Raw genomic sequence first — 24210 nt, 5'->3', positions numbered from 1 at the left:
TGGACCCGGCGCATGATCGAGATCCGCAAGCAGAACCCCGCCTTCGGCCTCGGCTCCTACACCGAACTGCCCTCGTCCAACCCGGCGGTCCTCGCCTTCCTGCGGGAGCACGGGAACGACCTGGTCCTGTGCGTCAACAACTTCTCCCGCTTCGCGCAGCCGACGGAGCTGAACCTCGGCGCCCACCGGGGCCGCCACCCGGTGGAGCTGCTCGGCGGGGTCTCCTTCCCCGCCATCGGCGACCTGCCCTATCTGCTGACCCTGGCGGGTCACGGTTTCTACTGGTTCCGCCTGACCGAGCCCCCACGACGTCCGGCCGCGCCCCCCGTGCGACTTTGAAGGGACGTGTCGCATGCTGAACACCACCCTCCCGTCACCCGACGGCCTCAGCCCTCCGTCGCTGCTGACCTCGCTGGCCGGACTCCTCCGGGAGTGGCTGCCGCGGCAGCGGTGGTTCGCGGGCAAGGACCTGCCCCTCACCGAGCTGGCCGTGGTGTCGATGACCGAGCTGCACCCGGGGTGCCTGCACGTGCTGGTGTGCACCGGGCGCACCGGCCCGCGCGAGGACTGCTACCAGCTCGTCCTCGGCGTCGGCGACCACGTGCCGGCGCGGCTGCACCACGCCGTCATCGGCCGCCCCGGCGCGGGACCGCTGGCGGGACTCGTGGTGTACGACGCGCTGCTCGACCCCCGTTCGGCGGGGCTGCTCCTGGAGCGGCTGCGCGTCCCGGGCTCGGCGGGCCCGCTGCGCTTCGCCCGGGACACGCGCACCCGGGTGCCGTCCGGACTCGCGCCACGGCTGCTTGAAGGGGAGCAGTCCAACACCTCGCTGGTGTACGGGGAGTCCTTCATCCTCAAGCTGTTCCGCCGCATCCAGTTCGGGGTCAACCCGGACCTGGAGGTGACCCAGGCCCTGGCCCGGGAGGGCTGCCGCCGCGTGCCCGCCCCCGTCGCCTGGTTCTGGACCACGGAGCCCCGCGGCGCGACGCTCGGCGTGCTCCAGCCGTTCCTGGGCGGCGCGACGGACGGCTGGACCCTCGCCCTGCGCGCCCTGGACTCCGGGGAGGACTTCACCGACGAGTCGTACGAACTGGGCCGGGCCACCGCCGAGGTGCACCTGGCCCTGGCCCAGGCCTTCGAGCCCGGCCCCCCGGACCCGGACGAGGGCGGCAGGCTCGCCGCCGCCATGACCGAGCGCCTGCGCGCCACCGCGCGCCAGGTCACCGCGCTCGGCCCGTACGTGTCCCGGCTGATGGCCGCGTACGGCACCGTCGCCGAAAGCGGGCTGCGGCGGCCGCCCCAGCGGGTCCACGGCGATCTGCACCTCGGCCAGGTGCTCCAGGCCGGGGACCGCTGGTTCCTCATCGACTTCGAGGGCGAACCGGCCCGGCTGCTCGCCGAACGCCGCTGCACCCAGAGCCCCGTGCGCGACGTCGCGGGCATGCTCCGGTCCTTCGACTACGCCGTGCACACCCGCCGCCCCTGGCGGCCCCAGTGGGTGCGCCCGTGGCGGGACGCCTACTGCGCGGGGTACGCCGCCGCGTCCGGGTGGGACCCGCGCGACGAGGCCGCACTCCTGCGCGCCTACGAGACGGACCGCGCGGTGTACGAAGCGCTCTACGAAGCCCGGCACCGCCCCGAGTGGCTGCCGGTCCCGATGGCGGCCATCGCCCGCCTCGCCGAAGGGGCGGAGGGCCGGTAGACCCGCCACCGCCATCCCGACCCGCGAAGGAGAGCCGCACCCCGTGGACGCCACCGAAGCACCCGACGCAGGACCCGTCACCACCCTGCGGGCACCGCCCGCCACCGCCCGGACCGCCGCCAGGCCCCGGCCCGCCGCCCGCGACGGGTCCGTGCCCCCGGCCCCCCTCGACGAGCAGGACCGCGCGCGCCTGCTGGCGGGCACGCACCACGACCCGCACGCCGTGCTCGGCGCCCACCCGGTGCCCGGCGGGGTCGCCTTCGTCGCCCTGCGCCCGCACGCCCAGGCGGTGACGGTCCTCACCGAAGGGCGCGCCGTGCGGCTGCGGGACACGGGCGGCGGCCTGTTCTCCGGCGTGCTGCCGCTCGCCGCCGTCCCCGCCTACGAGCTGCGCGTCACGTACGAAGGACAGGACCTCACCGTCCAGGACCCCTACCGCTTCCTGCCCGCCCTCGGCGAGCTCGACCTGCACCTCATCGGCGAGGGCCGGCACGAGCAGCTCTGGCGGGCGCTGGGCGCGCACCCGATGACCCACCAGGGCGTCGCCGGGACCCGGTTCACGGTGTGGGCGCCCAACGCGCTCGGCGTGCGGGTCGCCGGTGACTTCACGTACTGGGACGGCACCGCCCACCCGATGCGGTCGCTGGGCTCCTGCGGCGTCTGGGAGCTGTTCCTGCCCGGCATCGGGGAGGGGGCGCTCTACAAGTTCGACATCGCCCGCCGCGACGGCACCCGCACGCTGCGCGCGGACCCCATGGCCCGCGCCACGGAGGTGCCGCCCGCGACCGCTTCCGTCGTCACCGCGTCCTCGTCCTACGCGTGGGGCGACGACGAGTGGATGGCCCACCGCGGGGACCGTCCCGTGGCGCGGGCGCCCTTCTCGGTGTACGAGGTCCACCTCGCCTCCTGGCGGCCGGGCCTGACCTACCGCGAACTCGCCGGGGAGCTGACGGACTACGTCCGCGGCGCGGGCTTCACCCATGTGGAGTTCCTGCCGGTGGCCGAGCACCCCTTCGGCGGCTCCTGGGGCTACCAGGTCACCGGCTTCTACGCGCCGACCGCGCGGCTCGGCACCCCCGACGACTTCCGCCACCTCGTCGACACGCTGCACCAGGCGGGCGTCGGCGTGATCCTGGACTGGGTCCCGGCGCACTTCCCCAAGGACAACTGGGCGCTCGCGGCCTTCGACGGGGAGCACCTGTACGAGCCGCAGGACCCGCGGCGGGCCGAACACCCCGACTGGGGCACCCTCATCTTCGACTACGGACGCCGCGAGGTGCGCAACTTCCTCGTCGCCAACGCCCTCTACTGGTGCGAGGAGTTCCACGTCGACGGCCTGCGCGTGGACGCGGTCGCCTCCATGCTCTACCTCGACTACTCCCGCGACGAGGGCCGGTGGGCGCCCAACGCCTCCGGCGGCCGGGAGAACCTGGACGCCGTGGCGTTCCTCCAGGAGATGAACGCCACCGTCTACCGGCGCTGCCCCGGCGTGGTCACCATCGCCGAGGAGTCGACCGCGTGGGACGGGGTGACCCGGCCCACCCACCACATCGGCCACGGCGGCTTCGGCGGCCTCGGCTTCGGCCTGAAATGGAACATGGGCTGGTCCCACGACACCCTGGAGTACATCGCGCGCGACCCGGTGCACCGCGCGTACCACCACAACGAACTGACCTTCGCCATGGTGTACGCGTACAGCGAGAACTACGTGCTGCCCCTGTCGCACGACGAAGTGGTGCACGGCAAGCAGTCGCTGGTCTCCAAGACGCCCGGTGACTGGTGGCAGCGGCGCGCCAACCACCGTGCCTACCTCGGCTTCATGTGGGCCCACCCCGGCAAGCAACTCCTGTTCATGGGCCAGGAGTTCGCCCAGGGCGCCGAGTGGTCGCCGGAGGAGGGCCTGCACTGGGGGCTCCTCGACCCGTCCTACCCGGCGCGCGGCGACCACGAGGGCGTGCTGCGGCTGGTGCAGGACCTCAACCACCAGTACCGCGACACCCCCGCCCTGTGGGAGCAGGACACCGTACCGGCGGGCTTCTCCTGGATCACGCCGGACGCGGCCGGGGACAACATGGTGGCCTTCCTGCGCTTCGCCGCGGACGGCACCCCGCTGCTCGCCGTCTGCAACTTCTCCCCGGTGGTCCGCCACGACTACCGGATCGGCGTGCCGGACACCGTGCCCGCCTGGGTGGAGGCGCTCAACACCGACGCGGCCCGCTACGGCGGCAGCGACGTGCGCAACCCCGGCCGGCTCCGGCCCGGGCCCGAGGGGGCGCACGGCCGCCCGGCGAGCCTGCGGCTGACCCTGCCGCCGCTGGCCACGGTGTGGCTGCGCCCGGGGTGAACCGCCGCCGCCCCGGCGGTGGTCCACCCCGGGGCGGGCTCACTCCTCCCCGGGCAGCTTCCGCGGCTCCAGGGGACGCGTCGCCGGACCCTGGAGCACCGAGCCGTCGGGGGTGAACCGGGAGCCGTGGCAGGGGCACTCCCACGTCTCCTCCGCGTCGTTGAAGGCGACCAGGCAACCCAGGTGCGTACAGCGAGCGGAGACCGCGTGCAGCGCGCCGGCCTTGTCGCGGTGGACCGCGCAGCGGCGCCCCTCGACGCGCACCACGGCCCCCGACCCCGGGGCGATCTCGTCCACGGAGTCGACGTGCGAGGGGCGCAGCCGGTCCCCGACGAAGTGCTTGGCGACCTCGGCCTGCACGCCGAGCAGCGACGGCACCTCCTTCACGGTCTTCAGCAGCCGGCGCGGGTCGTACAGGTCGGCCCACTCGGGCTTGTCACCCTGGATCAGCCCGGCGAGGAGCGTCCCGGACATCACGCCGCCGCTCATGCCCCAGCCGCCGAACCCCGTGGCCACGTAGGTGTGGCGGGCGCCCGGGTGGAAGGGGCCGACGAAGGGCACGTCGTCGGTCACGCTGTTGTCCTGCGCCGCCCAGCGGTAGGCCGTCTCCCCGACGTCGAACCGCTCGCGCATCCACGCGTCGAGGGACCGGAACCCGGCGGCGGGGTCGCCCGTGCCCGGCGTGAAGCCCTCGCCGGTGACGATCAGGAGCCGCTCGCCGTCGCCGTACGGAGAGGTGCGCACCGAGCGCTTCCCCTCCTCCTGTGTGATGTACATCCCGCGCGGGTCCTGGCCCGGGGCGAGCGGCGCGGCGACGACGAGCTCCCGGTTCGGCGACAGGCGCGCGAACAGCAGCGCGCGGTCGAACACCGGGTAGTGCGTGGCCACGACGACGTCCCGGGCGGTGACCGTGCGCCCGGACTCGGTGGTCACCCGGCAGGGGGTGCCCTCCTTCAGACCGGTCACCCGGGTGCGCTCGTGGACGACGCCGCCCCGGGCCACGAGGTCCTCGACGAGCGCCAGCAGATAGGCGCGCGGGTGGAACTGCGCCTGGTCCTCCACCCGGACCGCGCCCGCCACGGCGAAGGGCAGGTCGGTCGTCTCGGTGTACGCGGCGGGGAGTCCGGCCTCGCGGGCGGCCTCGGCCTCGGCGCGCAGCTCGTCGGTGCCCTCGGCGCGGGTGGTGTAGGTGTAGGCGGGCGTGCGCTCCAGGTCGCAGTCGATGCCGAGTTCGGCGCTGACGGCCGCCACGCGCTCGACGGCCCCCTGCTGGGACCGGGCGTACAGGCGGGCGGCCTCCGGCCCGCGGGTGCGGCGCAGCCTGTCGTACACGAGCATGTGCAGCGACGACACCTTGGCGGTGGTGTAGCCCGTCACGCCCGCGGCGACGCGGTCGGCCTCCAGGACGGCCACGCTGTGCCCGGCGCGGGCCAGTTCCCACGCCGTGCTGAGCCCGGCGATGCCGCCGCCGACCACGGCGACGTCCACCTCGATGTCCTCGGTCAGCGTCGGGTACGACGTCGCCTCGGTGGTGTCCATCCAGTACGACTCGGGGCGGCCCGGCAGCGGGCCGGGTGTCGTCGTCATGCCGGTTCCGCGGCGGTGTCCGGGGCCGTCCGGGTACGGGGTGCGGCAGCCATGGCGGTCTCCCTGGTCTCAACGTTCATGGACGTGCGGGTTCCCCCGGCCCCTCCGGCTAACCCGGCGGCGGTGGCTCCGGGCGGGGGAGCGGGCCAGGGGACGACCCCGCACGTGATCTTCCCCTCAGGGTATGCAAAAGGTGCTTATGGGGCAGAGTGGGGCACTGTGGACGGAGGTGGGCGTCACTGTGCGTGCCAGGTTAGGAACAGACATTCGGGGAGATACGGGAGGGACACGGGAGGCGCCGTCAGGCCAGAGCGGCACCTGTAGCACGTGCACCAGAGGCAGGAGCACCACGGCCATGGAAGACCAGAGGACCGCGTCCACCCCGCGGAGCGGCGGCACGACGGCCGCAGGCCCGACGCGCGCGGCGTCCCCGATACGCGTGGCATCGGTGCCCGCCGGTCACGTCTACGTCCGGCACTGCGCCGACGAGCGGGTCGCGCCCGACGTCGTCCGGCTCACCGACCCGCGGCCCAACGGGGCGCCGAGCACGTCCCAGCGGTGGTGGCCACCGGTCATGCTGGACCCCGGCTGGGTGGACGCGCACCACGAGGACTTCGACGTCTTCCACCTGCACTTCGGGTTCGACGCCCAGGGGCCGCGCGAGCTGGAGTCGCTCGTCGCGGCCCTGCGGCGGCACGGCAAGCCGCTCGTGTACACCGTCCACGACCTGCGCAACCCCCACCAGAGCGACCCCCGCCCCCACGACGCGGCCCTCGACGTCCTCGTCCCGGCGGCGGACCGCCTCATCACGCTGACCCCCGGCGCGGCCCGGGAGATCGAGCGCCGCTGGAACCGGGCGGCGACGGTCCTGCCGCACCCCCACGTCGTGGAGCGGCCCCGCCTGCTGCGCCCGCGCCCGCCGCACCCGGGCTTCCGCGTGGGCGTGCACGCCAAGAGCCTGCGCCCGAACATGTCGCTCCTGCCGGTCGTGCGCGTCCTCGCCAAGACCGTGGCCGAACTGCCCGACGCGGAGCTGCACGTCAACATCCACCACGAGGTGGGCGACCCCGACGCGCACGCCTACGCCCCGGACGTCCTCGCCGAACTGCGGTCCTTCGCCGACAGCGGTCTGCTGCGCCTGCGCGAGCACGACTACTTCGACGACGACGAGCTGTGGGACTACCTCTCCGGACTCGACCTGTCCGTGCTGCCCTACACCTTCGGCACCCACTCCGGGTGGCTGGAGGCGTGCCACGACCTCGGCACCGCCGTCGCCGCCCCCTCCTGCGGCTTCTACGCCGAGCAGCGCCCCTGCCTCACCTACGGCCACACCCAGCGGGACGGCCTGGACGAGGAGTCCCTGGGCGACGCCGTCCGCGAGGCCCACCGCACCCGGCCGCACTGGCGCGCCGACCAGGCGGACCGCGCCGCCGAACGCGCCCGGGTCGCCACGGCCCACCAGACGCTGTACCGCGAGCTCATGGCATGACGGGGCCGCTGCGCATCGCCCTCGTCGCGTCCGCCCGCTTCCCGGTACGGGAGCCGTTCGCCGGGGGACTGGAAGCCCACACCTGGACGCTCGCCCACGCGCTCAAGGAACGCGGCCACCACGTCGAGCTGTTCGCCGCGCCCGGCTCCGACCCGGACCTGGACGTCGTCGAACTGCCCGTCCACCGCCCGGCGTTGAGCGCCGCCGCGCGCTCCGACGTCTCCATGCCGGACGCCACCTGGATGCAGGAGCACCACGCCTACCTGCGCCTCATGCTGGACCTCGCGCACGGCGACGGGCGCCGCTTCGACGTCGTCCACAACAACAGCCTGCACTACCTGCCCGTGGCCATGGCCCCGGCGGTCCCGACCCCGGTCGTGACGACCCTGCACACCCCGCCCACCCCGTGGCTGGAGTCGGCCGTCCAGTCGCACGACACCTGCCCGGTGACGTTCACCGCCGTCAGCGCGCACACCGCCACCGCCTGGAGCCACCTCGTGCCCGCCGCCCGCGTCGTCCACAACGGCGTCGACACCGAGCGGTGGCCCGAGGGGCCCGGCGGCCGGCACCTGGTGTGGTTCGGCCGCATCGTGCCGGAGAAGGGGCCCCACCTGGCCATCGAGGCGGCCCGCAAGGCCGGCCGCCCGCTGCGCCTGGCCGGGCCCGTCGGCGACCAGGCCTACTTCGCCGAGCGCGTGGCCCCGCTCCTCGACGAGGACATCACCTACGTCGGCCACCTCGGCTGCCGCGACCTGGCCCGCCTGGTGGGCAGCGCCGCGGCCGCCCTGGTCACGCCCTGCTGGGACGAGCCCTACGGGCTGACCGTCGCCGAGGCGCTGTCCTGCGGCACCCCCGTGTGCGGCACCGACCGCGGCGCCCTGGGCGAGATCCTCACGCCGGAGTGCGGCGCGCTCGCCCCGCCGGAGGACGCCGCCGCCCTGGCCGACCTCGTCGAACCCGTCACCCGCCTCGACCGCCGCGCCGCCCGGCGCCGCGCCGAGCGGTTCTGCTCCGTGGACGCCATGACCGACCGCTACGTCTCCCTGTACCGGGAGGTGGCCGCCGCGTGATCGGCTACTACGTGCACCACCAGGGGCGCGGCCATCTGCACCGGGCCGTCTGCGTGGCCCGCCACCTCCGCCTGCCCGTCACCGGCTTCTCCTCCCTTCCCCGCCCCGCCGAGTGGCCGGGGGACTGGGTCCGGCTGCCGCTGGACACGGGCGGGGAGGCGTACGGGGACACAGGCGCGGGTGCGGGCGCGTACGCGGATGCGGGCGCGGGTGCGTACGGGGAGGCGCGTGGGGGCACGGGGCTCGCCGGTGTCCCGGCCGCCCCAAGCGTCCCGGCCCTCCCTGGTGCCCCGGTCGTCCCGGCCCCGCCGTCCGGCGCCGACCCGACCGCGCGCGGCAGGCTGCACTGGGTGCCCCGCCACCACCCCGGCCTGCGCGACCGCATGGGAGCGATCGCCGCCTGGGTCACGCGGACCGGGCCCCGGCTGTTCGTCAGCGACGTCTCCGTCGAAGTCGCCCTCCTGGCACGGCTGATGGGGGTCCCGGTGGCCGTCGCCGCGATGCGCGGCGACCGCTCCGACCCCGCCCACCGCCTCGGCTACGACCTGGCCGACGCGCTGCTCGCGCCCTGGCCCGACGCGGCGCCGGAGCCGGACTGGCCGAGCCACTGGCGCGAGAAGACCCTGCACACCGGCGCGTTCTCCCGCTACGACGGCCGCGCCCGGGTCCCCGCGACCCGCCCCGCCGACGGCCGCCGCGAGGTCGTCGTGCTGCTCGGCGCGGGCGGCACCGACGTCGACGCCGCCGCGCTCCGCAAGGCCGCCGACAGCACCACCGGCTGGACCTGGACGTTCCTGGGCGGCCCGGAAGGCCGGTGGACCGACGACCCGTGGCCGCTGCTGTGCCGGGCCGACGCCGTGGTCACGCACGCCGGGCAGAACGCGATCGCCGAGTGCGCCGCCGCCCGCACCCCGGCCGTCGTCATCCCGCAGGACCGCCCCCACGGCGAACAGCACGCCACCGCCCGGGCGTTGGCGGCCGCCGGACTCGCGACCGTACGGACCAACTGGCCCGACCCGGAGGAGTGGCAGACGCTCCTCGACCGGACGGCGCGCCGCCCCGGCGACCGCTGGGCCCTGTGGGCCCCCGGCGACGGGGCCCGGCGCGCCGCACGCCTCCTGGAGCGGCTTGCCGCGGCCCCGCACGGACGGGAGACGGCATGCGCGTCGCGGTGATCACCCTGGTCGCGGGCCGCCACCGCCACCTCCGGCTCCAGCAGGACGGCCTGGCCGCCGGGACCCGGCAGCCCGACCACTACGTGGTGGTGACCATGGACGACCCGGGCGCGCGGAGCGTGCTCGCGGGCAGGCGGCCCACCGCCGGGACGGTGTCCGTCCCCACCGGCGCCGACGGGTGCCTGCCCCTGGCCGCCGCGCGCAACGCCGGGGCGCGGCGCGCCCTGGACGCCGGAGCGGACCTCCTGATCTTCCTCGACGTCGACTGCGTCCCCGGCCCGGACCTGCTCGCCCGCTACGCCCGGACCGCCGCCGACGGCGCGCTGCTGTGCGGCACGGTGGCCTATCTGCCGCCTCCGCCCCCGGACGGCTACCGGCTGGGCACCCTGCCCGCCCTCGCGCCCCCGCACCCGGGCCGCCCGGTCCCCGGTGACACGGAGGTGATCAGGGACGGCGACCACCGGCTGTTCTGGTCCCTCTCGTTCGCGCTGACCGCCGCCACCTGGCGCGCTGTCGGCGGGTTCTGCGAGGACTACACCGGGTACGGCGGCGAGGACACCGACTTCGCCCGCACCGCCGCCGCCGGCGGGGTGGAGCTGTGGTGGGTCGGGGGCGCTCCCGCGTACCACCAGTACCACCCGGTGAGCAGACCCCCGGTGGAGCACATCGACGACATCCTGCGCAACGGGAGGATCTACAAGGACCGCTGGGGCAGCTGGCCCATGGAGGGCTGGCTGCACGAGTTCGCCCGCCGCGGCCTGGTCACGCACGACCCCCGCACCGACACCTGGCACCGAACCGGCGACGTCCCGCAGGGAGTTTCGGGCGGCCGGTGACCGTGGCCGCGCGGCCCGCCGCTCGGGACCGCGGGCCGGTGGCCGGGCGCGGCTCCGCCGCCCGCCGGGGTGCGCCACCAGCGGGTCACCGTGCCCGAGCCGCGAGCCGGGTCACCGTGCCCGAGCCGCGAGCCGCTTCGCCTCCCGCGCCGCGCGGCGTGCTTCCTCCCCGGCCCGGTCGAGGGCCTCCGCGGCGGTCCGCTGCCGCTCCTTGGCCTCCCGTCGCGCCGCCTCGGCCTGGTGCAGTTCGGCGCGCAGGCGCTTGAGGTGCTCCTCGGCGGCGGAGACGTCCTCGGCGACCTCGTCGTGGCGGGCCCCGGCCCGGCGCGCGGCCTCCTCGGCGTCGGCGTGCTCCACCTGGTGGGCCCGCAACCGCCGGTCCGCCGCCTGCGCGGCTTCCTCGGCCCGGGCGAGTTCCTCCTGGCGGGCCCTGCGGCGTTCGGCGAGCTCGTCCTTCGCGGGCGCGGGCCGCCGCGTCCCCGGGCGCCGCGCGGGCTCCGGGGGAGTGGCGCCCGCCCGCTCCAGGCCCGAAGGGAACTCCGACGGCGGCGTGAGCGCGGTGTGCAGGCGCCCGGCGGCCCACCGCTCGGCCGCGTCCGGATCGGCGAGCACGGCGTGCAGCGTGGCCTCGACGTCCTGCAGCGCCGCGGCCGAGAGCCGGTGACCGGCCTCCTGCGCCAGCTCCGCCGCCTGCCGGGCCAGCGCGGCGACCAGCCGCCGCCGCTGGGCCGAGAACTCCCGCAGCCCGTCGGCGTCCAAGGTCCGGTACGCCTCCCGCAACCCCTGCCCCAGCTCCAGGAACTGCCGGCTGTCCTCGGGGCGGGAGCGCAGCAGGAGGTTCGCCGCCCAGGCCGCGAGGGTGGGGCGGCGGGCGGCACGGACGCGCCGGGCGTCCTCGGCCCGCCCGTCCGCCTTGGCCGCGGCGGCCAACTCGTCCCGCCGGGCCACGAAGCCGGGCGGCGGCGTCGTGTAGAGCTCGTCGAGCACGGCCTCCACATCGGCTTCCGCGTCACGCCCGGCGCCCTTACGCCGCATACGCCCCCTCGTCCTCAGGCCTCACCGACTCAGGTCTCACCGACTCACGTCTCACCGACTCACGTCTCACCGACTCACGTCTCACCGACTCAAGCCTCACCGAACCGAACCGGCCTCTCCCGCCCGCGACACGGTGCCCGGCGCTCACCGCCCAGCCTCACCGGCGCACGGGCGCGCGGCACTCCGGAGGGCCGCCGGCCTGCGCCGACCGGGTGGAGCGGGCGGCCCCCGGGCCCGGCGTTCCGGGGGAGCGGGGCCGCGGGCGGACGCGTGCCCGTGAGGCCACCGGGCCGTGCCCGCCGCCGGGCCCGAAGCATTCGAGTTGTACCGGCCGGGCCTCGTTACCCCGTGCGATCACAGGGAACACGTGACCACGTCCACCGAAGAGCGGGCCCGCCACCGGCGGAACGGCTCGCGTCCGTACCGAGTGAGAGGACTCTGTGATGACCAAGGCACGCGACATCATGACCGGCGGGGCTCAGTGCGTCGGCGCGGAGGAGACGGTGCTCGACGCCGCCCGGAAGATGAAGGACCTCGGGGTCGGCGCGCTGCCCATCTGCGGCACCGACAACAAGCTCAAGGGCGTGCTGACCGACCGCGACGTCGTGGTGAAGGTCCTCGGCGCGGGCAAGGACCCGGCGTCCTGTCCGGCGGGCGACCTGGCGCAGGGCGAGGCCGTCACCATCGGCGCCGACGACGACGCGGAGGAGATCCTGCGCACGATGACCGCGCACAAGGTCCGGCGGCTGCCCGTGATCGACGGGCACGACCTGGTCGGCATGGTGGCCCTGGCCGACGTCGCCCGCTCCCTGCCCGACCCCAAGGTCGGCGACCTGGTCCAGGCGCTGTCGACCGACTGACCGGCCGACCGACCCACTGGCCGACCAGCCCACTGATCGACTGGCCCACCCATCGACCGACCGACGACGCCCCGCCACGCGGCCCGTGCCGTAACACCCGGCACGGGCCGCGGCATGCCGTCCCCGAGCCGGTCCACCGGCACGCGTACGGGATCCTTCTCCGGCGGGTCGTCGCCGGCGCCCACGGCCCGGCGCGGCCCGCACCGCGCGCGGCCGGGACGTCCGGCCTGGCCTACGCTGACCCCATGCGGCTGCTGCTCACCTCCGACACGCACGTGCCCGCCCGGGCGAAGCGCCTGCCGGACGCCCTCCTGGCCGCCATGGACGAGGCGGACGTGGTCTTCCACGCGGGCGACTGGATCGACGAGGCCACGCTCGACCTGTTCGAGGCCCGGTCGCGCCGCCTGGTCGCCGTGTACGGCAACAACGACGGCCCGGGTCTGCGCCGGCGGCTCCCCGAGGTCGCCCGGGTGGAGCTGGCCGGGCTGCGGTTCGGCGCCGTGCACGAGACCGGAGCGGCCACCGGGCGTGAGCGGCGGTGCGCCGAACGCTTCCCCGACCTGGACGTGCTCGTCTTCGGACACAGCCACATCCCCTGGGACACACGGGCCCCCGGCGGGCTGCGGCTGCTCAACCCCGGCTCGCCCACCGACCGCAGGCGGCAGCCCTTCTGCACGTACCTCACCCTCACCGCCGACGCCGGCGCGCTGCGCGACGTCACGCTGCACCGGTTGCCGCCCAGGCGCTGACCGGCGCGTTCCGGCAAGCGGAGCACGGGCGGTGTGGCCGCGGGCCGACCGGGGAACGCGGGCTGTATGCCGATTCTCAGGAAGATCGCCCGTCCCATGCTCGCGTCCGTGTTCGTCACGAGCGGCATCAAGCATCTCCAGGCGCCGGAGCACGTGGCACCGGCGGCCGAACCCGTCGTGGTGCCCCTGGCCCAACGCGTGCCGGGACTGCCCGAGGACCCGGAGGAGCTGGTGCGCCTCAACGCGGCGGTGCAGGTGGGGGCCGGGCTGCTGCTGTCCCTCGGCCGCTTCCCCCGGCTTTCGGCCCTGGCCCTCGCCGGGACGCTGGTGCCCACCACGCTGGCCGGGCACGCCTGGTGGAAGGAGGAGGACAAGGAGCAGCGCGCCGCGCAGCGCGCGCAGTTCCTGAAGAACCTGTCCCTCTTCGGCGGCCTGCTCATCGCCGCGGCCGACACGCACGGCAAGCCCTCCGTGGCCTACCGGACCCGCCACGCCGCGCGGGACGCCCGCCGCTCCGCGGGCAAGCGGGCCCAGGCGTCCGTGTCCGCGGCCCGCTCCGCCGCGGACACCGTGCGCGACCGGCTGCCCGCCGCCTGACCACCGGGCCCCGGCCCTCTCGCCGGAGCCGCGGACAACGGGGGCCGCCGCGCCCCCACCACAGCGGAGACGCCCAGGTGAGCCGTGTCTCACCTGGGCGTCTCCGCTTGTCTATGCAACGAGTTGCATACCAGGATGCGGGCATGGCGCTCGACCACGCGATCCTCGTCTCCCTGCTGGAGAAACCCGGCTCCGGCTACGAGCTGGCCCGGCGGTTCGACCGGTCCATCGGCTACTTCTGGGCCGCCACGCACCAGCAGATCTACCGCGTCCTCAAGCGCATGGAGGGCGACGGCTGGATCGACGTCCGCGAGGTCGCGCAGGACGACCGGCCGGACAAGAAGGAGTACTCCGTCGCCGCTCCCGGCCGGGCCGCGCTCACCGCGTGGCTGCACGAGCCGATCGAGCCCGAGACCGTCCGGCACGAGCTCGCCGTGAAGATCCGCGCCGCGGCCTTCGACGAGCCCGCCGCCCTCGTCCACGAGGTCGAGCGGTACCGCCAGGCGCACGCCGACCGGCTCGCGCGCTACCTCGCGGGGGAGCGGCGCGACTTCACCGGGCCCGAGGCGCCCGGCACCCTCGACGCCGGGCAGCAGCTCCAGCACGTCGTCCTGCGCGGCGGCATCGCGTACGAGCGGATGACGCTCGACTGGCTCGACGACGTGCTGGCCAAGCTCCGACGGCTCGGCTCCCCGCGCTGACCCGGAGCGCGACTCCGGCCCCGCCCGTCGGCGAAGCCCCCGGCGGCACGCCGCGCCCGCGCCGGCCCCGCGTACCCGAGCCCCCTCAAGCCCTCACTTCACCTCCCTCAGCCCCACCCCCCGAGCCGGAAAGGCACACCACCGTGGCGGACCCGCTGCTGTTCCACCCGCACACCTACGACCCGACGCAGTTCGACCCCGAGACCCGCAGGCTGCTGCGCGCGACCGTCGACTGGTTCGAGACGCGCGGCAAGCGCCGGCTGATCGAGGACTACCGCTCCCGCGCCTGGCTCGCCGACTTCCTCGCGTTCGCCGCCGGGGAGGGCCTGTTCGCGACCTTCCTCACCCCGGCGGCACAGGCCGCGGACGGGCAGGCGGACAAGCGCTGGGACACCGCCCGGATCGCCGCGCTCAACGAGATCTTCGGCTTCTACGGGCTCGACTACTGGTACGCCTGGCAGGTCACCATCCTCGGCCTCGGACCGGTCTGGCAGAGCGACAACGCCGCCGCCCGCGCCCGCGCCGCCGAACTCCTCGACCAGGGCGAGGTGTTCGCCTTCGGCCTGTCCGAGAAGACCCACGGCGCCGACATCTACTCCACCGACATGCTGCTCGAACCCGACGGCAGCGGCGGCTTCCGCGCCACCGGCTCGAAGTACTACATCGGCAACGGCAACGCCGCCGGCCTCGTCTCCGTCTTCGGCCGCCGCACCGACGTCGAGGGCCCCGACGGCTACGTCTTCTTCGCCGCCGACAGCCGCCACGAGGCGTACCACGTCGTCAAGAACGTCGTGGACTCCTCCAAGTACGTCAGCGAGTTCCGCCTGGAGAGCTACCCGGTGGCCGCGGAGGACGTCCTGCACACCGGCCGCGCCGCCTTCGACGCCGCCCTGAACACCGTCAACGTCGGGAAGTTCAACCTCTGCACCGCCTCGATCGGCATCTGCGAGCACGCGATGTACGAGGCCGTCACCCACGCCCACCACCGCATCCTCTACGGCCGCCCCGTCACCGCCTTCCCGCACGTGCGCCGCGAGCTGACCGACGCCTACGTCCGCCTCGTCGGGATGAAGCTGTTCAGCGACCGCGCCGTGGACTACTTCCGCTCCGCGGGGCCCGACGACCGGCGCTACCTCCTCTTCAACCCCATGACGAAGATGAAGGTCACCACCGAGGGCGAGAAGGTCATCGACCTCATGTGGGACGTCATCGCGGCCAAGGGCTTCGAGAAGGACACCTACTTCGCCCAGGCCGCCACGGAGATCCGCAGCCTGCCCAAGCTGGAGGGCACGGTCCACGTCAACCTCGCCCTCATCCTGAAGTTCATGGGCAACCACCTGCTGAACCCGGCCGAGTACCCGCCCGTGCCGCCCCGCCCCGACGCGGCCGACGACACCTTCCTCTTCCGGCAGGGACCGGCCCGGGGCCTCGGCTCCATCCGCTTCCACGACTGGCGCACCGCCTACGACGCCTACGCCGGGGTGCCCAACGTCGCCCGCTTCCGCGAACAGGCCGACGCGCTCTGCGCGTTCGTCACCACGGCCGCGCCCGACGAGGAGCAGAGCCGCGACCTCGACCTCCTCCTCGCCGTCGGCCAGCTCTTCGCGCTGGTGGTGCACGGCCAGCTGATCCTGGAGCAGGCACGCCTGACCGGCCTGGACGAGGACGTGCTCGACGAGCTCTTCGCCGTCCTCGTCCGCGACTTCTCCGCGTACGCCGTCGAGCTGCACGGCAAGGACTCCGCCACCGCGGACCAGCAGAGCTGGGCGCTCGGCGCGGTGCGCCGCCCCGTCGTCGACGAGGCCCGCTCCGCGCGCGTCTGGGAGCGCGTGGAGGCACTGGCCGGCGCGTACGAGATGGCGCCGTGAGCCCGCGCCGCCGGGTGCCCTGACCACGCGCCGCCGGACGTCCTGACCGCGCGCCACCGGACGCCCTGCCCCCGCGCCGGCGCGGTGAACGCCCGGGCCCCGCGGCAGGGCGAAGACCGCGGGGCCCGGGCCGGCCGGGCGGGCGGAGGCGTGGAGCGGTCCCGCCCGGCGGTCGGTGTGCGGCGGGGGGGCGCCCCCCGCCACCCCGCCCGAGGCCGCCCCCGGGGGGGGGGGGGGGGGCCGCCCCCCCCCGCCGCCCCCCCCCCCGGGCGGCCCCCCCGCCCCGCGCCGGGGGGGGCCCCCCCCCCCCCCGGGCCGCCCCCTCAGCGGTCGGGAGGAGAGACCGACCACAGGTCGGGCGACCGTCGCGCGTCCGCGCGGAACACGGACGCAAGTGCGGGAGACCGGCGGCGGGCCGCAGGCGCGGGCCCGCGGAAGGACACGGGGAGGAACGGCGGAGGCCCGCGGCGCGCACCCGTGCGGCGGAGCCGGCGAGCACCGCCGCGCGCCACTCCCCATGAGGCCGGTACCGGGGCGTGGCCGCCCCCGTACGGCCGCGCTCCGTCCCCCGTCACCCGGCCGAGCAGCGCCGGTGCGCAACGACACATGACCGTCCCCCGTTCCCCCCGGCTCGCGGAACCCCTCCGTCCTTGGGACAGGCCCGCCGCCGATCGCCCTCAGAGTGTTCTCCGTCCGGGGCCTGCCGCGGCACCCGGTCACCCCCCGAACCCACTGGAGGTTTTCCGCCAGTCGCGGCGGAGGATTACTTCCCTGGACGCCCGTCGCGGCGGCCCTCGATAATGCGGCCGTGGCTGGGAGAAGCGGGGGGATGCACCTCGTCGCCGCCGGCGGGGGAGCGTGCCTGCTGTGGGCGACGCTGATCGGGACGACGCAACTGGAGAACCGCTTCGTCCTGCCGTGGGTCCTCGGATCCGTCGTGCCGTGCTTCTTCGGGGGCCTCATCATCTGGTGGCACGCCCCGGCCAGCCCCGTCGCCCGCCGCCTGCTGCTCGTCGGCACCTGGCTGTGCGTGGCCGCCGCGGCCCGCCACACCACCACACTGCTGAGCCAGGAGCTGGGCTGGCACCTGCGCCCCGAGCCCGCCGGCGTCCGCGCACCGCTGAACCTCTTCCTCCAGATGCTCAACCAGGTGTGCAACCTGATCGTGAGCATCCTCGTCGTGCGGCTGATCGCCCTGCTGCCGGACGGCCGCCACCTCTTCCGCTACGAACGCCGCGTCCTGAACGCCCTGTGGGGCCTGCTCGCACTGCCGGTCCTGCTGCCCTGCACGGGTATGTCGTACCGCACCGTCTACTACGTCGTGGCCTACCACCCCGAGGCCTGGCTGCCCGGCGTCGGCGCCGCCCTCCTCGTCCTGCGCTGCCTGCGCGCCCGGGCCGCGGACCGGCCCGACGTCACCGCGCTGCTGCCGTTCGCCGCCCTCGGCGCCGCCGTGTTCCTGGCCCGAGGCTCCGCCCGCCTCTTCCGTAGCTGGCAGGGCGAACACGGCGCCCTCTACTTCATCGGCGCCCTCCTCGGAGCCCTGCCCTACGTGACGATCTCCGTCACGCTCGTCTACGCCTCCTTCCGCCACCGGCTGCTCGGCGTCGACATCGTCCTGCGCCGCTCCGCCGTCTACGGCTCCCTGTGGATCATCATCAACAGCTGGTACCTCGGCATGGCCCTGACGCTCGGGCTCACCGCCGACCTGTACTTCCCCGTCGGCCTGTCCCTGCCGGTCGCCGTCGTCGCCACCGCCCTGTTCCAGCCGCTGCGCGCACGGCTCAACACCCTGGCCGAGCGGCGGGTGTTCGGCCGCCGCCTGAGCAGGTTCGGACTGCTCGTCCAGTTCAGCGCCGCCCTGGAGCACGCCTACGACCTCGACCGGCTCGCCCCGCGGCTCGCCACCGGCCTGCGCGACGGCCTCAACCTGCGGTGGGTGCGCGTCCGGCTCGGCGGCGCCGGGCTGCCCGTGTCCACCGCCGAGGCGGGCCGGCCGCCGCCCGGCGAACGGCCCGCGGCGCAGTACCCGCTCCTCTACGGGGACGACGCCCTCGGCGTCATCGAGTACGGCCCCAAGGCCGGGGGCCGCCGCACCCCGGACGACCACGACATCGGGGAGACCCTCGCCCGGTCCGCGGCCCTGGCCGTGCACAACGTCCGCCTCGCCGCCGAACTGTCCGCGCACGCCCGCGAGACGCAGCGCCAGGCCGTCGAACTCGCCGCGTCCCGCGCCCGTATCGTGCACGCGCAGGACACCGAGCGGCGCCGCATCGAACGCCGCCTGCACGACGGCATCCAGCAGGAACTCGTCGCCCTCGTCGCCAAGCTCGCCCTCGCCCGCAACCGCCTGCACCGCGGCGGCGACATCGACGCCGCCCTCACCGAGGTGCAGGACGACGCCTACCACGTCATCGACGACCTGCGGGAACTCGCCCACGGCATCCACCCGCCGATCCTCACCGACCAGGGGCTCGTCGCCGCCGTGACCTCCTGCGCCCGCCGCATGCCCATCCCCGTCACCGTCCACAGCGAGGAGCCGCTGACCGACGAGCGCTTCGCCCTCGACATCGAGGAGTCCGCCTTCTACCTGGTCTCCGAGGCCCTGACCAACGTCCTCAAGCACGCGGGCGCCGGCCACGTCACCGTCCGCATGACCCACGCCGACGGCCGCCTCCAGGTGGAGGTCGCCGACGACGGCAAGGGCTTCCCCACGGCCACCACCCACGGCTCGGGCCTCACCGGCATGCGCGACCGCACCGAGGCCGTCGGCGGCGAGCTCACCATCACCAGCCGCGCCGGCCACGGCACCGTCATCCGCGCCCGGCTCCCCGAACGCGCCAGGGAGGAGACCCGTGCCTGAACCCCCCGGCACCACCCCGCTGCGCCTCGTCATCGCCGAGGACCACTACCTGGTGCGCGAAGGCACCCGGCGGCTCCTGGAGGACACCGGCGAGGTCCGCGTCCTCGCCGCCGTCGGCACGGCCACCGAGCTGCTCGACGCCGTCGGGCGGCTCCTCCCGGACGTCGTGATCGCCGACATCCGCATGCCGCCCGGCCACCACACCGAGGGCATCACCGCCGCCCACGCCATCCGCGCCGCCCACCCCGGCATCGGCGTCGTCGTCCTGTCCCAGCACGCCAACGAGAACTACGCCTTCGACCTCTTCCGGTGCGGCACCAACGGCCTCGCCTACCTCCTCAAGGAACGCATCGGCGAGGTCGACGAACTCCTCCGCGCCCTGCACGAGGTGACCGCCGGGCGCTCCGTCGTCGACCCGCGCATCGTGGAGGTGCTCATCGGCAGCCACGCGCGGGCCGCCGACGCGCCGCTGTCCCACCTCACCCGCAGGGAACTGGACGTCCTGCGGCAGATGGCCGAGGGCAAGACCAACCGCGCCATCGCCGAGTCCCTGAGCCTGTCCGAGTCGACGGTCGAGAAGCACGTCAACTCCACCTTCGCCAAGCTGGGCCTCGCCGAGATACCACAGCTCCACCGCCGGGTCAGCGCCGTCCTCGCCTACCTGCGCCACACCCCGGCCTGACCCCTCTGAGACACGGGGCCCGGCCGGAGGGCGCCACGAACGCGGCGGCGCGGCGGCGTGGCGGCGCGGCGGTCACGGCCTCACGGCGCGATCGGCAGTTGGCGCTTGTGGTCGGTGAGGCGGTAGCGGCGGACGATCGTCTCGAAGACGTCCTCGTCGACCGGCTTGCCCTCCAGGAAGTCGTCGATCTCGTCGTAGGTGACGCCCAGCGCGTCCTCGTCGGTCTTGCCCGGGTCGAGGCTCTCCAGATCGGCCGTCGGCACCTTCCACACCAGCTCGGCGGGCGCGCCGAGGGCGTCCGCCACGGCACGCACCCGGCGCTTGGTCAGGCCCGTCAGCGGCACCAGGTCGGCGGCGCCGTCGCCGAACTTGGTGAAGAAGCCGGAGACCGCCTCGGCGGCGTGGTCGGTGCCCACGACCAGGCCGTCGTACGCGCCGGCCACCGCGTACTGCGCGATCATGCGCTGCCGGGCCTTGATGTTGCCCTGTACGAAGTCCTGGTGGCGGGCGTCGCGGAAGGTCACACCACCGGCAAGCGCGGCCTCCAGGGCGGCGTCGCTCGCGGGCTTGACGTCCACCGTCAGCACGTGGTCGGGCCGGATGAAGGAGAGCGCGAGCTGCGCGTCGTGCTCGTCGGCCTGCACCCCGTACGGCAGCCGCATCGCGTGGAACCGGGCCTCGTGCCCGGCAGCCCGCGCCCGCTCCACGGCGAGCTGGCACAGCCGGCCCGCCGTCGTGGAGTCGACGCCGCCACTGATGCCGAGCACCAGGGAGCGCAGCCCGGTGCTGGTCAGCCGCTCGGTGAGGAAGGCCACCCGGCGCTCGATCTCCCGCTCGGCGTCGAAGGTCGGGGCAACCTGGAGTTCCCGGGCTATCTCCTGCTGCTGGGCGATGGACGCCGGCTGGCTCACGTCAGCTCCTGATGTCGGATTCGTACGCGTACGGTCGTGGGCGGTCCTCGTACCCGCCCTTCGCCCACCCTACCCAGGCACCCCGCGCCCGACCCTGCCGAGCCGCCCGCCACCCCGGCCCCGCCCCAGGTCAGAGCGGTGTCCCCGGGCCGGGCATGACCGCGCCGGGGGCGGGTACGCGGCAGGTCCTGCGTTGCGCCGCCGCGCGTGACGCGCCAAGGTCGGAAGAGGTGCACAAGGAGGCGGACGCATGCCCATCGCGACGGTGAACCCGGCGACCGGCGAGACCGAGCGGACCTTCGAGCCGCTCGGCGCCGACGAGGTCGAGGCGCGGCTGCGCCGCGCCACCGAGGCCTTCGACCGCTACCGCACCACCGGCTTCGACGAGCGCGCGGCCCTGCTGCGCCGCGCGGCCGACCTCCTCGACGAGGACGCCGACGCGGTCGCCCGCACCATCACCACGGAGATGGGCAAGCCCGTCACGGCCGCCCGGGCCGAGGCCGCGAAGTGCGCCAAGGCCATGCGCTGGTACGCCGAGCACGCCGAGGCCCTGCTCGCCGACGAGCACCCCGGGCAGGACGACGTACGGGACTCCGGCGCGGCCCGCGCCTACGTCCGCCACCGCCCCCTCGGCGTGGTCCTCGCCGTGATGCCGTGGAACTTCCCGCTCTGGCAGGTGGTGCGGTTCGCCGCGCCCGCCCTGATGGCGGGCAACGTCGGCCTGCTCAAGCACGCCTCGAACGTGCCGCAGACCGCCCTGTACCTGGAGGACCTGTTCCGCCGCGCGGGCTACGACGAGGGCTGCTTCCAGACCCTGCTCGTCGGCTCCGGCGCCATCGAGGACATCCTGCGCGACGAGCGGGTCGCCGCCGCCACCCTCACCGGCAGCGAGGGCGCGGGCCGCTCGGTCGCCGCGATCGCCGGCGACGAGATCAAGAAGACCGTCCTCGAACTGGGCGGCAGCGACCCCTACGTCGTGATGCCCTCGGCCGACGTGGACGCCGCCGCGCGCACCGCCGTCACGGCCCGGACGCAGAACGCCGGGCAGTCCTGCATCGCCGCCAAGCGCTTCATCGTGCACCGTGAGGTGTACGACGCCTTCCTGGAGCGCTTCGCCGCGGGCATGCGGGAGCTGACCATCGGCGACCCGACGGACGAGAACACCGACGTCGGCCCGCTCTCCAGCGAGCAGGGGCGCGCCGACCTGGAGGAACTCGTCGACGACGCCGTACGCCGCGGAGCCACCGCCGTCTGCGGCGGACAGCGGCCCAAGAGCCTGGAACGGGGGTTCTACTACGAGCCGACCGTCCTGACCGGCATCACACCCGAGATGCGCATCCACCGCGAGGAGACCTTCGGCCCGGTGGCCACGGTGTACCGCGCCGCGGACCTCGACGAGGCCCTCGCCCTCGCCAACGACACGCCGTTCGGCCTGAGTTCCAACGTCTGGACGCGGGACACGGCCGAGCAGGAGCGGTTCGTGCGCGACCTCCAGGCGGGCGGCGTCTACTTCAACGGCATGACCGCCTCGCACCCCGCCTTCCCCTTCGGCGGCGTCAAGCGCTCCGGCTACGGCCGCGAGCTGTCGGGCCACGGCATCAAGGAGTTCTGCAACGCCACCACCGTGTGGCACGGCGCGTGAACGCCCCGGAGAACGGCAGGTGGCACCCATGGAGCCGGTCGAGGCGCTGAACCGGATCGCCTTCCTGCTGGAGCGCGGCCGGGCCCCCACCTACCGGGTGCGCGCCTTCCGCACCGCGGCCGCCACCGTCGCCGCCCTGTCCCCGGACGAGCTGGCCGAGCGCGTCCGGGCGGGCACCCTGGAGACGCTCAAGGGCATCGGTCCCAAGACGGGCCAGGTGGTGCGCGAGGCCCTCGACGGCGGCGTGCCCGGCTACCTCGCCCACCTGGAGGAGGAGGACGAGAAGCCGCTGGTGTCCGGGGGCGAGGAGCTGCGCGCCCTGCTGCGCGGCGACTGCCACCTGCACTCCGACTGGTCCGACGGCGGCAGCCCCATCGAGGAGATGGGCCGGGCCGCCGCCGACGTCGGCCACGAGTGGGCCGTCCTCACCGACCACTCGCCCCGCCTGACCATCGCGCGCGGCCTGTCGCCCGACCGGCTGCGCGAGCAGCTGCGCGTGGTGGCCAGGCTCAACGAGACCTGGGCGCCGTTCCGGCTGCTCACCGGCATCGAGTGCGACATCCTGGAGGACGGCGGCCTGGACCAGGAGCCCGAACTCCTCGCCCGGCTCGACGTCGTGGTCGTCTCCGTCCACTCCAAGCTGCGCATGGACGCCCGCGCCATGACCCGCCGCATGATCAAGGCCGTCCGCAACCCGCACGCCGACGTCCTCGGCCACTGCACCGGCCGCCTGGTCACCGGCCGGGGCCGCCCGGAGTCCACCTTCGACGCCGACGCCGTCTTCGCCGCCTGCGCCGAGTCCGGCACCGCCGTGGAGATCAACAGCAGGCCCGAGCGGAAGGACCCGCCCCGGCGGCTGCTGCGCCGGGCGGTCGACGCCGGGACCCTGTTCGCCGTCGACACCGACGCCCACGCGCCCGGGCAGCTCTCCTGGCAGGACATCGGCTGCGCCCGCGCCGAGGAGTGCGGCGTACCGGCGGAGCGCGTCGTCACCACCTGGACCGCCGAGGACGTACTGGCGTGGACGCGCGGGGAGCGCCGCCCCTGACGCCGACGGGGCGGGCGCACCGGCCGCGGGACCGGTTCACGAGGGGTCCGCGAAGCGGCGTACGAAGGCGAGGGCGGTGTCGGCCACCTCCCGCCAGCCGTGGTCGATCGTCAGCGCGTGCCCGCGGCCGGGGATCTCCACGAACTCGGTGACGGCGTGCCGGTTGCGGAGCTGCCTCTTGTACGCGGCGTGCGCGAGGGCGAAGGGCACGGTGTGGTCCTTCTCGCCCGAGACGATCAGCAGCGGCCCCCGCCCGGCCGCCTCGGTGTCCACCCTCACCTCGGTCCACGGGTTGAGGTTGGCGGCGGCGGCCTGGAACAGCGGCTCGCCCGGCGCGGGCACGGCGTAGGCCGCGTACAGCTCGCGGGCCTCCTCCTCGCCGAGCGCGTTGGCGAAGGAGTAGCGGAACTGCTCGTACGTCAGCGGGACCGCGCGGTGGTAGTTCGCCGGGTTGCCCAGGACCGGGCGCGCGGCCCGCAGGGACGACAGCGGCAGCGGCAGCACGCCCCGGAACGGTGCCGGGTCGATGGCCACCGAGGCCCGGGACAGCTCACGGCCCGCGATGATCTGCGTGATCAGGCCGCCGAAGGAGTGGCCGACGACGACCGGTGCGCGGTCCAGGGACCGGACGAGGCCGCAGAAGTGGTCGGCGACCCGGCCGACGCCCTTCCCGGCGAAGACCTCGGGGTGCTCCCGGGCCTCCTCGACCGTCTCCGGGTCGTCCGGCCAGCCCGGGGTGAGGGCGGTGTAACCGGCCTCCTCGAAGACGGCGGCCCACCGGTCCCAGCTCGTCGGCAGCAGCCACAGGCCGTGGATGAGGACGACCGGGACGCGGCCGGAGGCGTTGGCCCGCTCCACCTGCGCGAGGTCACGGGCGCGCGCGGCGTCCGGGGTGGTCGATGACATGGTGATGCCTTCCTGACGGGGGACGGGCGGTGGGCCGCGGCCCCGGGGGCCCGCCCCCCCGGGGGGGGGGGGGGGGGGGGGGGGGCGCCGCCCGCCCCCCCCGCGGGGGGCGGGGGGGGGGGGGCGGGGGGGGCCCCGGGGGAGG

20 protein-coding genes are annotated in these 24210 nt (G+C 75.1%); 16 read left to right on the top strand and 4 right to left on the bottom strand.

Annotated elements, in window-relative coordinates; all coding sequences use genetic code 11:
• The 3 genes from QK440_RS35925 to glgB all read left to right on the top strand — a co-directional run.
• On the top strand, positions 1-339 hold a 339-nt coding region (locus QK440_RS35925; protein WP_282797460.1), incomplete at its 5' end, for an alpha-glucosidase C-terminal domain-containing protein.
• A 13-nt stretch (positions 340-352) separates the two neighbouring features.
• On the top strand, positions 353-1702 hold the full coding sequence (locus QK440_RS35920; RefSeq protein WP_282797459.1) for a maltokinase: 1350 nt from the start codon (positions 353-355) through the stop codon (positions 1700-1702).
• Between the two features lie 13 nt (positions 1703-1715).
• Entirely contained in the window at positions 1716-4046 is a 2331-nt protein-coding gene (gene glgB / locus QK440_RS35915; protein WP_282797461.1) for a 1,4-alpha-glucan branching enzyme, read from the top strand.
• A 39-nt stretch (positions 4047-4085) separates the two neighbouring features.
• Here the strand turns inward: glgB and QK440_RS35910 are convergent, their stop codons facing one another.
• Positions 4086-5633: an FAD-dependent oxidoreductase gene (locus tag QK440_RS35910; protein ID WP_282797458.1), complete on the bottom strand. Its 1548-nt coding sequence runs from the start codon at positions 5631-5633 to the stop codon at positions 4086-4088.
• 355 nt (positions 5634-5988) lie between these two features.
• Between QK440_RS35910 and QK440_RS35905 the strand changes: the two genes are divergently transcribed.
• From QK440_RS35905 to QK440_RS35890, 4 genes are read left to right on the top strand one after another with little or no spacing between them, the layout of a single operon-like run.
• Complete coding sequence (locus QK440_RS35905; protein ID WP_282797457.1) at positions 5989-7122, top strand: glycosyltransferase; 1134 nt, start codon at positions 5989-5991, stop codon at positions 7120-7122.
• Positions 7119-8192 (top strand): glycosyltransferase, encoded by a 1074-nt coding sequence (locus tag QK440_RS35900; RefSeq protein ID WP_282797456.1) that lies wholly within the window; start codon positions 7119-7121, stop codon positions 8190-8192. Before QK440_RS35905 ends, QK440_RS35900 begins: the two co-directional genes overlap by 4 nt.
• On the top strand, positions 8189-9367 hold the full coding sequence (locus QK440_RS35895; RefSeq protein ID WP_282797455.1) for a glycosyltransferase: 1179 nt from the start codon (positions 8189-8191) through the stop codon (positions 9365-9367). The genes QK440_RS35900 and QK440_RS35895 overlap by 4 nt, the downstream gene beginning before the upstream one ends.
• The gene (locus tag QK440_RS35890; protein WP_282797454.1) at positions 9352-10203 is read left to right on the top strand and encodes a galactosyltransferase-related protein; all 852 of its coding nucleotides are present in this window, start codon (positions 9352-9354) and stop codon (positions 10201-10203) included. Before QK440_RS35895 ends, QK440_RS35890 begins: the two co-directional genes overlap by 16 nt.
• A 111-nt stretch (positions 10204-10314) precedes the next feature.
• On the opposite strand, the gene QK440_RS35885 is transcribed toward QK440_RS35890, so the two are convergent.
• On the bottom strand, positions 10315-11238 hold the full coding sequence (locus QK440_RS35885) for a hypothetical protein (protein WP_282797453.1): 924 nt from the start codon (positions 11236-11238) through the stop codon (positions 10315-10317).
• A gap of 443 nt (positions 11239-11681) precedes the next feature.
• Between QK440_RS35885 and QK440_RS35880 the strand changes: the two genes are divergently transcribed.
• From QK440_RS35880 to QK440_RS35850, 7 genes are all read left to right on the top strand, one after another.
• Entirely contained in the window at positions 11682-12098 is a 417-nt protein-coding gene (locus QK440_RS35880) for a CBS domain-containing protein (RefSeq protein WP_282797452.1), read from the top strand.
• A 245-nt stretch (positions 12099-12343) separates the two neighbouring features.
• Entirely contained in the window at positions 12344-12847 is a 504-nt protein-coding gene (locus tag QK440_RS35875; protein WP_282797451.1) for a metallophosphoesterase, read from the top strand.
• 66 nt (positions 12848-12913) lie between these two features.
• On the top strand, positions 12914-13444 hold the full coding sequence (locus tag QK440_RS35870; RefSeq protein ID WP_282797450.1) for a DoxX family protein: 531 nt from the start codon (positions 12914-12916) through the stop codon (positions 13442-13444).
• A gap of 143 nt (positions 13445-13587) precedes the next feature.
• Positions 13588-14145: a PadR family transcriptional regulator gene (locus QK440_RS35865; RefSeq protein WP_282797449.1), complete on the top strand. Its 558-nt coding sequence runs from the start codon at positions 13588-13590 to the stop codon at positions 14143-14145.
• A 143-nt stretch (positions 14146-14288) separates the two neighbouring features.
• Positions 14289-16013 (top strand): acyl-CoA dehydrogenase family protein, encoded by a 1725-nt coding sequence (locus QK440_RS35860; protein WP_282797448.1) that lies wholly within the window; start codon positions 14289-14291, stop codon positions 16011-16013.
• Between the two features lie 808 nt (positions 16014-16821).
• Positions 16822-18876, top strand: coding sequence for a sensor histidine kinase (locus QK440_RS35855; protein WP_282797447.1), 2055 nt, complete (start codon positions 16822-16824; stop codon positions 18874-18876).
• Complete coding sequence (locus QK440_RS35850) at positions 18869-19558, top strand: response regulator transcription factor (protein ID WP_282797446.1); 690 nt, start codon at positions 18869-18871, stop codon at positions 19556-19558. Before QK440_RS35855 ends, QK440_RS35850 begins: the two co-directional genes overlap by 8 nt.
• 80 nt (positions 19559-19638) lie before the next feature.
• Here the strand turns inward: QK440_RS35850 and nadE are convergent, their stop codons facing one another.
• Positions 19639-20469: an ammonia-dependent NAD(+) synthetase gene (nadE, locus tag QK440_RS35845; RefSeq protein WP_282797445.1), complete on the bottom strand. Its 831-nt coding sequence runs from the start codon at positions 20467-20469 to the stop codon at positions 19639-19641.
• A gap of 250 nt (positions 20470-20719) precedes the next feature.
• Here nadE and QK440_RS35840 point away from each other — a divergent pair, with 250 nt between their 5' ends.
• Positions 20720-22111: an NADP-dependent succinic semialdehyde dehydrogenase gene (locus QK440_RS35840; protein WP_282797444.1), complete on the top strand. Its 1392-nt coding sequence runs from the start codon at positions 20720-20722 to the stop codon at positions 22109-22111.
• A 28-nt stretch (positions 22112-22139) separates the two neighbouring features.
• Positions 22140-23159, top strand: a complete 1020-nt coding sequence (locus QK440_RS35835; RefSeq protein WP_282797443.1) for a PHP domain-containing protein — start codon at positions 22140-22142, stop codon at positions 23157-23159.
• Positions 23160-23195: 36 nt separating this feature from the next.
• Here QK440_RS35835 and QK440_RS35830 read toward each other — a convergent pair whose 3' ends face one another.
• Entirely contained in the window at positions 23196-24065 is an 870-nt protein-coding gene (locus QK440_RS35830) for an alpha/beta hydrolase (RefSeq protein ID WP_282797442.1), read from the bottom strand.
• Positions 24066-24210: the final 145 nt, after the last annotated feature.

The organism is Streptomyces sp. CC224B (genome assembly GCF_030010595.1).
Lineage (GTDB): Bacteria > Actinomycetota > Actinomycetes > Streptomycetales > Streptomycetaceae > Streptomyces > Streptomyces longispororuber.
This window is presented reverse-complemented; position numbering and strand designations above follow the sequence as displayed.

Bases quoted from the DNA above. Each gene is read 5' to 3' on its own strand.
- QK440_RS35865 (WP_282797449.1), top strand. From the start codon at position 13,588: ATGGCGCTCGACCACGCGATCCTCGTCTCCCTGCTGGAGAAACCCGGC.
- QK440_RS35870 (WP_282797450.1), top strand. From the start codon at position 12,914: ATGCCGATTCTCAGGAAGATCGCCCGTCCCATGCTCGCGTCCGTGTTC.
- QK440_RS35885 (WP_282797453.1), bottom strand. From the start codon at position 11,238: ATGCGGCGTAAGGGCGCCGGGCGTGACGCGGAAGCCGATGTGGAGGCC.
- QK440_RS35835 (WP_282797443.1), top strand. From the start codon at position 22,140: ATGGAGCCGGTCGAGGCGCTGAACCGGATCGCCTTCCTGCTGGAGCGC.
- QK440_RS35905 (WP_282797457.1), top strand. From the start codon at position 5,989: ATGGAAGACCAGAGGACCGCGTCCACCCCGCGGAGCGGCGGCACGACG.
- QK440_RS35875 (WP_282797451.1), top strand. From the start codon at position 12,344: ATGCGGCTGCTGCTCACCTCCGACACGCACGTGCCCGCCCGGGCGAAG.
- QK440_RS35830 (WP_282797442.1), bottom strand. From the start codon at position 24,065: ATGTCATCGACCACCCCGGACGCCGCGCGCGCCCGTGACCTCGCGCAG.
- QK440_RS35920 (WP_282797459.1), top strand. From the start codon at position 353: ATGCTGAACACCACCCTCCCGTCACCCGACGGCCTCAGCCCTCCGTCG.
- QK440_RS35910 (WP_282797458.1), bottom strand. From the start codon at position 5,633: ATGACGACGACACCCGGCCCGCTGCCGGGCCGCCCCGAGTCGTACTGG.
- QK440_RS35880 (WP_282797452.1), top strand. From the start codon at position 11,682: ATGACCAAGGCACGCGACATCATGACCGGCGGGGCTCAGTGCGTCGGC.
- QK440_RS35900 (WP_282797456.1), top strand. From the start codon at position 7,119: ATGACGGGGCCGCTGCGCATCGCCCTCGTCGCGTCCGCCCGCTTCCCG.
- QK440_RS35890 (WP_282797454.1), top strand. From the start codon at position 9,352: ATGCGCGTCGCGGTGATCACCCTGGTCGCGGGCCGCCACCGCCACCTC.
- QK440_RS35840 (WP_282797444.1), top strand. From the start codon at position 20,720: ATGCCCATCGCGACGGTGAACCCGGCGACCGGCGAGACCGAGCGGACC.